The organism is Archangium sp., from assembly GCF_036389735.1.
Lineage (GTDB): Bacteria > Myxococcota > Myxococcia > Myxococcales > Myxococcaceae > Archangium.
Map to the genome: position 1 here is coordinate 1 of NZ_DASVWK010000503.1, position 7,584 is coordinate 7,584.

Sequence of the window (7,584 nt, forward strand, 5' to 3'; positions counted from 1 at the left end):
GCCGGGGCGAAGAGGTAGCACTGGTTCTCGATGGCGCGCGCGCGCAGCAGCACCTCCCAGTGGTCCTTGCCCGTCATCAGGGTGAAGGCCGCTGGCACGGCGAGCAGCGTGGCGCCCTCCTTCGCCAGGCGTCGGTACAGCTCGGGGAAGCGCAGGTCGTAACAGATGGAGAGGCCGAGCCGGCCCACCTCCGTGTTGGCCGCCACCACCTCGGCGCCCGGGGCCACCGCCTCGGACTCGCGGTAGGGCGTGCCGTCGCCCACGTCCACGTCGAAGAGGTGCATCTTCCGGTACACGGCCAGCCGCGCGCCGTCTGGTCCGAAGAGGACGGTGGTGTTGTAGAGGCGACCGCCGGGGGCGCCCTGCTCCAGGATGGAGCCGGCCAGGAGGGTGATGCGCCGCTCGCGTGCCAACTCCGCCATGCGCGAGAGCGTGGGCCCGTCGAGCGTCTCCGCGGCGCCCGAGCGTTCCGACTCCGGTCCCATCCAGCTGAAGTTCTCGGGGAGCCCCACGAGGCGGACCCCCAGGTCGGCGGCCCGCCTCACGAGCCGGGTGGCCGAGTCGAGGTTGTGGGCCTTGTCCGCGGTGGACACCATCTGGGCGGCGGCGATGAGGTGCATGGGGGCGTTATAACCGGACCGCGTTCGCGGAAACCCCGGGAATCCCTACCCCCGGGAGGACTGTTGGATGGCAGGACAAGGGGTGCGTCATCCTTTACACCCCGAGGTGGCGTGTGCTAGGGACGCCGCCTACATTTTTCGACGCAGTTCCTCGAAAAGTGGGCCGTCGAGCCCGCTTTTCGCGTTTTTGGAGTCCGGAGTTTTCAAGCGGCTATGGCGGAGAACATCAAGCAAACGGTGGAGGCCAGGGCACAGGAGATGCTCGAGCCCATCGTTGCGGGCGAGGGGCTGGAGCTCCTCGAGGTGGAGTTCATCCGCGAGCGCGAGGGCTGGATCCTGCGCCTGTTCATCGACAAGCCGGGCGGGCGAGTGGGTCTGGACGAGTGCTCGCAGGTGTCTCGCGCGGTCGACACGGTGCTGGACGTGGAGGACATCGTCCCCCACGAGTACAACCTGGAAGTGTCCAGCCCGGGCGTGAACCGGCCCCTGAGGAAGCCCGTGCATTTCGAGCGGGTGAAGGGACAGAAGGTCAAGGTGAAGACCTTCGGACCCATCGGGGAGCCGCCGCGCAAGAACTTCACCGGAACGCTCACCGAGGTGGCGGCCGACGCCATCTCCGTGGACGTGGAAGGGGCGGGCAGCTTCCGCATCTCCTTCAAGGACATCGCCAAGGCCAATCTGGAGTTCGAGTTCTAGCAGTCCACATACAGGGTGCGCTCTCGAGCGGGCGCGCCCGTGGAACCTTTGGAGAAGATGATGCCCACGCCAGCCAATCCCAACATCAACCTCAACCTCGTCCTGGATCAGGTGGCCAAGGACAAGGGCATCGAGCGGAGCGTGCTCATCACCACGCTCGAGGATGCGATGACGACCGCGGCCAAGAAGCACTTTGGCCAGGAGCGCAACCTCGAGGCGAAGTACGACCCGGAGAAGGGCGTGGTGGAGCTCTTCCAGGCCATCACCGTGGTGGAGACCATCACCGATCCCATCCAGGCGGTGAACCAGATTCCCCTCGACGAGGCCCACAAGAAGGGCATGGAAGTGGAGCCGGGCGACGAGCTCGTGTTCCAGATCTTCTACCGTGACGAGGACGCCGCCGAGGCCAAGGCGCAGGACGATCAGTACGGGGACATCCTCCGGCTGAAGACGTTCCGCCGCGGCTTCGGCCGCATCGCGGCCCAGACGGCCAAGCAGGTCATCCTGCAGCGCACCCGCGATGCCGAGCGCGAGAACGTCTTCAACGAGTACAAGGACCGGCGCAACGAGATCGTCACCGGCATCGCCCGGCGTTTCGAGCGCGGCAACATCATCGTGGACCTCGGCCGCGCCGAGGCGGTGCTGCCCGTGCGCGAGCAGGTGCCCCGCGAGACGTACCGCGCCGGCGACCGCGTCCAGGCCTACGTGCTGGACGTGTTGCGCGAGTCCAAGGGCCCGCAGATCGTCCTCAGCCGTGCCTCGGTCAACCTGCTCACCAAGCTCTTCGAGATGGAGGTGCCCGAGATCGCCGAGGGCATCGTCGTCATCGAGGCCGCGGCGCGCGAGCCGGGCGGACGCGCGAAGATCGCCGTGTCCAGCCGGGACTCGGACGTGGATCCGGTGGGCGCGTGCGTGGGCATGAAGGGCAGCCGCGTGCAGGCCGTGGTGCAGGAGCTGCGCGGCGAGAAGATCGACATCGTCCCCTTCGACGAGGATCCGGCGCGTTTCGTGTGCTCCGCGCTGGCCCCCGCCGAGGTGAGCCGCGTCATCATCGACGAGGCCAACCACGCCATGGAACTCATCGTGCCGGATGACCAGCTGTCGCTGGCCATCGGCCGTCGTGGTCAGAACGTGCGTCTGGCGGCGCAGCTCACCGGTTGGAAGCTGGACATCAACAGCGAGAGCCGGGTGCGCGAGATGCGCGAGTTCGCCAACCGCTCGCTGGGCGCCCTCCCGGGGGTCAACGAGATGCTGGTGGAGACGCTGTATGCCCACGGCTTCCGTCAGGCCAAGGACATCGCCGAGGCCAATCCGGAGATGCTGGCGCAGATTCCGGGAGTGGATCCTTCGCGCATTCCCGCCATGCAGGAGGAGGCCCGCAAGCAGATGTCGCTCGACGCGACGGAGCTGTCGCGCATGGAGCGCGAGCGCGAGCAGGCCCGCCAGGCCGAGGCGCGTCGTCATCCGGACGAGCTCAACCAGACGGAGCGCATGGCGCGCGTCCGCGGCATGGGCGAGAAGACCATCGAGCAGCTGGTCGTCTCCGGCTACCGCACGGTGGAGGACATCGCCAACGAGAAGGACCTGGCCAAGCTGGGTGACGTGCCGGGGGTCGGCATCAAGAAGGCCCGCCAGCTCAAGAGCGCGGCGGAGAACTACCTGGTGGAAGAGGCCAAGCTCCGGGTCGAGCTCAATGCCGAGCGCGCGTCCGCTTCCCCGGCGGCCGAGCCGGCGGGTGCCTAGGTTCGGGTATAGTATCCGCTCGCTTGGATGGCAGGAGGGATGCGACTGAAGGCCCGTTCCGGTAATAGTAGAAAAGAAGTTCTCCTGGAAAACGCCGGACCGGTGCGAAGCTGCATCGGTTGCGGCGCCAAGCGGGTCCAGGGCGAGCTCACCCGGTTGGCGGTGGGCCCGGGGGGCGGCGTGGTGGTGGACAGGGAGAGGCGTATCCCGGGTCGGGGCGCCTACCTTTGTGGGGTCGGTTGTCTGGCGGCGGCGGTGAAGCGGAAGGCCTTTGGCAGGGTCTTCCGGGGGAAGGCGGGTCCGGTTGACCCGTCAGTGCTCAGCCAGGCGTTGGAGTCGGGACCGGTCCGCGTTTGAGCGGCCGGCGGGAGTGGGTGTTAGCACCACTCGCACACATTTTTGGATTAGGGTGCTGCGCCCGGTAGCCGGCGGAGCAAAAGGCCAAGCAAAGTATGTCGAAGAAGCGCGTTCACGAAATCGCCAAGGAGCTCAAGGACCACGGGGTCGAGCTCGACAATAAAGAGGTCGTGACCGAGCTCGTCGGGCTCGGCTACGACGTCAAGAGCCACTCGTCCTCGCTCGAGGACGACCAGGCCACTGCCGCGGTGCAGAAGATCCTGGACAAGCGCAAGCCGAAGCAGGCCGCGCCGCCGGTGACGGCGAAGGGCTTCGTGGTGCGCCGCAAGGCGCCGACGGCCCCCGGCTCCGCTTCCGCCGATACTCCGGACCAGCAGGAGGCTCCGGCGCACTACGCCGAGGCTCCCCAGGCCGCCGAGGAGGCACCCGCCGCTCCGGCCCAGCCCGCCGCCGCCGTCGAGGCGCCGCGTGCCGCTGCTCAGCCGGTAGCCGAGGAGGCACCCGCCGCTCCGGCCAAGCCCGCTGCCGCCGTTGAGGCGCCCGCTGCCCCGGCCCAGCCCGTTGCCGCCGAGGCGCCGCGTGCCGCCCAGCCGGCCACCCCCGTGGAGCCCCCGCGCCCCGCCGCACCGCAGCCGCCCGTCGAGGCGCCGCGTGCCACCTTTCCTCCTGCCCCGGGGCCTTCGCGCCCCGGCGCGCAGTCGCCGTCCTCTTTCAAGGAGTCTCCCAGCTTGTCTACCCGCCCGCCTTCGGCGGTTCCTCCGTCTGTCCGGACGCCCTCGCATCCCTCTTCTGGTGCCAATCGGGCACCGTCCTCGGGTGCGCCCGGCATGTCGGGTTCCAGCCGTCCAGGTGGTCCGGGTGGTCCCGGTCAGCAGGGGCGTCCGGGTGGTCCCGGTCAGTACAACCGCGGTGGCCCCAGCCAGGGTGGTCGTCCGGGTGGTCCCGGCCAGCAGGGCGGTCGTGGAGCTCCCAGCCAGTACCAGCGCAGTGGCCCCCCCACCCAGAGCCGTCCGGGTGGTCCGTCCTCGGGCCCGGTGCGTCCTTCGGGCCCCGGCATGTCCGCTCAAGGCTCCGCTTCTCCTGGAGTGCCGGGTCAGCCCGGTGCGCCGGGCACCACCATGGTTGGTGGCATCCCGCACCAGCCGGTGGCGCAGGATGGCCGCAATATGCGTCCCACCGCCACCCAGGCCGTCGTCATCTCGCGCCCGCTCATCCAGGTGCGCCGGGTAACGCCCACCACGGGTCAGGCCCGGCAGTACCCCATGGCCCCGGGCAAGAAGGCCATCGGTGAGGTGCGTGAGTTCAAGGTCGTCCCGGATCACCTGGGTCGTGGCCGCGAACTCGTCGACGTCTCCAAGGGCAAGGACAAGGAGAAGGCCGGTGGCCGCGGCAAGCGCGGCGGCGGCTCCGAGGGCGGTCCTTCCAAGCAGGAGATCTCGGATCTGGTGTGGGGTCGCGTCACCATCCCGATCCGCGGCAAGAAGAAGAAGCCCACCAAGAAGGGCGCGAAGACCCAGATCACCCAGATGGCCGAGGAGAAGAAGGTCATCAAGATCCAGGAGGGCATCGCGGTGTCCGACCTGGGCCAGCGCATGGGTGTGCGCACCGCCGAACTCATCAAGAAGCTGATGGGCCTGGGCAAGATGGCCACGGCCAACCAGGTCATCGACTCGGAGACCACCGAGCTGCTCGCCACCGACTACGGCTGGCGCGTGGAGAAGGCCGGCTTCGAGGTCGAGGACTTCCTGCCCGAGGTGGAGGCGCGTCCCGAGGACGAGCGTCCGCGTCCGCCGGTCGTCACCGTCATGGGCCACGTCGACCACGGCAAGACGAGCCTGCTCGACGCCATCCGCGCCGCCAACGTGGCGTCCGGCGAGGCCGGTGGTATCACCCAGCACATCGGCGCCTACTCGGTGAAGACGTCGCGCGGTGACATCACCTTCCTGGACACCCCGGGCCACGAGGCCTTCACGTCCATGCGCGCCCGCGGCGCCAACGTGACGGACATCGTGGTGCTGGTGGTCGCCGCCGACGACAGCGTGATGCCGCAGACGGTGGAGTCCATCAAGCAGGCCAAGGCCGCCGAGGTGCCCATCGTCGTCGCCATCAACAAGATGGACGTGCCCGGCGCCAACCCGGACCGCGTGAAGAAGGACCTGGCCAACTACGAGCTCACCCCCGAGGAGTGGGGTGGTGAGACCATCATGGTGCCCGTGTCCGCCAAGCAGAAGATGGGCATCGACCTGCTGCTGGAGAACCTCGCGCTCCAGGCCGAGGTGCTCGAGCTCACGTCCAACCCGACCCGTCCGGCGGTGGGTGCCATCATCGAGGCCAAGCTGGAGAAGGGCCGCGGTCCCGTGGCCACCGTGCTGGTGCAGGAGGGCACGCTCCGCGTGGGCGATGCCGTCGTCACCGGCACCCACTTCGGTCGCGTCCGCGCCATGAACAACAGCCGTGGCGAGGCCGTGAAGGAAGTGCTCCCGGGCTACTCCGCCGAGGTCATCGGTCTGTCCGGTGTGCCCACGGCGGGTGACACCCTCAACGCCGTGGCCGACGAGAAGGCGGCGAAGGAGATCGCCACCCACCGCGCCATGAAGGGCCGCGAGGCGGAGCTCGGCAAGCCCGACACCCGCGAGACGCTCGAGCAGCTGTTCGCCAAGACCAAGGCGGGCGGTGGGCCCAAGGAGCTGCGGCTCGTCATCAAGGCGGACGTGCAGGGCTCGGCCGAGGCCGTCAAGGAAGCGGTGCAGAAGCTGTCCACGCACAAGGTCCGGGTGGAGATCATCCACGCGGGCGTGGGCGCCATGACCGAGGGCGACGTGATGCGCGCGGCCGCCTCCAAGGGTCTGGTGCTGGGCTTCAACGTCAAGCCGGAGTCCGGTACCGAGGCCGCCGCGAAGGCTCAAGAGGTGACGCTGCAGACGTACGGCATCATCTACGAGCTCATCGACGGCGTGCGGAAGGCCATGGAAGACCTCCTGGAGCCCATCCGCACCGAGCGCAAGCTGGGTCGTGCCGAGGTGCGCAACACCTTCAACGTACCGAAGCTGGGGACCATCGCCGGTGCGGCGGTTCTCGACGGTGTGATGAAGCGTGGTGCCTTCGTCCGCCTGCTGCGCGACAGCAAGCAGCTGTTCTCCGGCCGCATGGCCTCGCTCCGCCGCTTCAAGGACGACGTGAAGGAAGTCTCCCAGGGCTTCGAGTGCGGTATCGGCATCGAGAACTACAACGATCTCAAGCCGGGCGACATCATCGAGGCCTACGAGATCGAGGAGACGCGGCCGAGCTTGAGCTAGTCCCGCTCCGGCCGCTGTCTTCCACCACCGGAACGCACCCGGTGGCCCGCCGTGCAGGCGTGGTCACCGGGGTAAAGGGCCCAGTGTCATGTTCGTCTGTGTCGCACGTCTGACCCTTCAGATTCCGGAGAGTGGCTCCCTCAAGGCCAAACGGCAGGTGCTCCGCCGGATAACGGACCGGGTGAAAGCCCGGTTCAACGTGGCCGTCGCGGAAGTGGATGATCAGGATCTCTGGCAGAAGGCCACGCTCGCGATGGCCGTGGTGGGCAATGAGCGCCGCCATGTCGACGAGCAGATGGAGAAGATCATCCACTTCGTGGAGGAGATGTACGTAGCACCGCTCATCTCCCGTCAGACGGAGATCATGGGCTTCGGGGAGACGCTCTACAGCCCCGGTCGGCCCCTGCCGGCGGAGCAGGTCGAGGAGTCAGAGGAGTACGAGGAAGGCGAAGGGGAGGACGAGGAGGCGGGCCCGGAAGCGGATGTGGAGGATCTCATCGCCGGGATGAACCGGGGAGATCGTTCCATGGCCGAGGCCGAGGGGATGGTGGATTGGGAGCGACGGCACCAGGGGCAGGAGAAGGAGAGCGGGCGGCCAGCCTCGAAGGCGGCTCGCCCCGCGGGCCCGCCGTCGGAGCCGGAGTCCCTGGACGATGCCCGTGCCCGTGCCCGTAGCCTGCGCAACCCGAGGGATTGGGAGAAGAAATGAGCACCAGCAATCGACCGGAGCGCGTGGGGCAGGAGATTCAGGCGGCCATCGCCAACATCCTTACCCGGGGTGAGCTGAAGGATCCGCGCATCGGTTACATCACCATCACCGGCGTGAAGGTGTCGCCGGATCTCAAGACGGCGCGCGTCTACTACTCGATGAT

Annotated in this window: 7 protein-coding genes; 6 read left to right on the top strand and 1 reads right to left on the bottom strand. The window is 68.2% G+C overall.

Annotation, left to right across the window (positions count from 1 at the left end; translation table 11 throughout):
- The coding region (locus VF794_RS17630; RefSeq protein WP_331111896.1) for a carbon-nitrogen hydrolase family protein at positions 1-620 on the bottom strand (620 nt) is incomplete at its 3' end.
- 213 nt (positions 621-833) lie between these two features.
- On the opposite strand from VF794_RS17630, the gene rimP reads away from it, so the two are divergent.
- The 6 genes from rimP to VF794_RS17660 all read left to right on the top strand — a co-directional run.
- The gene (gene rimP, locus VF794_RS17635) at positions 834-1,316 is read left to right on the top strand and encodes a ribosome maturation factor RimP (RefSeq protein WP_331111898.1); all 483 of its coding nucleotides are present in this window, start codon (positions 834-836) and stop codon (positions 1,314-1,316) included.
- Positions 1,317-1,376: 60 nt separating this feature from the next.
- The gene (gene nusA, locus VF794_RS17640; protein ID WP_331111906.1) at positions 1,377-3,059 is read left to right on the top strand and encodes a transcription termination factor NusA; all 1,683 of its coding nucleotides are present in this window, start codon (positions 1,377-1,379) and stop codon (positions 3,057-3,059) included.
- Positions 3,060-3,098: 39 nt separating this feature from the next.
- Positions 3,099-3,416, top strand: coding sequence for a DUF448 domain-containing protein (locus tag VF794_RS17645; protein WP_331111900.1), 318 nt, complete (start codon positions 3,099-3,101; stop codon positions 3,414-3,416).
- A gap of 95 nt (positions 3,417-3,511) precedes the next feature.
- The gene (infB, locus tag VF794_RS17650) at positions 3,512-6,712 is read left to right on the top strand and encodes a translation initiation factor IF-2 (protein WP_331111902.1); all 3,201 of its coding nucleotides are present in this window, start codon (positions 3,512-3,514) and stop codon (positions 6,710-6,712) included.
- Positions 6,713-6,800: 88 nt separating this feature from the next.
- Positions 6,801-7,421, top strand: a complete 621-nt coding sequence (locus VF794_RS17655; RefSeq protein WP_331111904.1) for a DUF503 domain-containing protein — start codon at positions 6,801-6,803, stop codon at positions 7,419-7,421.
- Positions 7,418-7,584, top strand: a 167-nt coding sequence (locus VF794_RS17660) for a ribosome-binding factor A (protein WP_331111908.1), incomplete at its 3' end; no start/stop codon positions are given. The genes VF794_RS17655 and VF794_RS17660, both read left to right, overlap by 4 nt.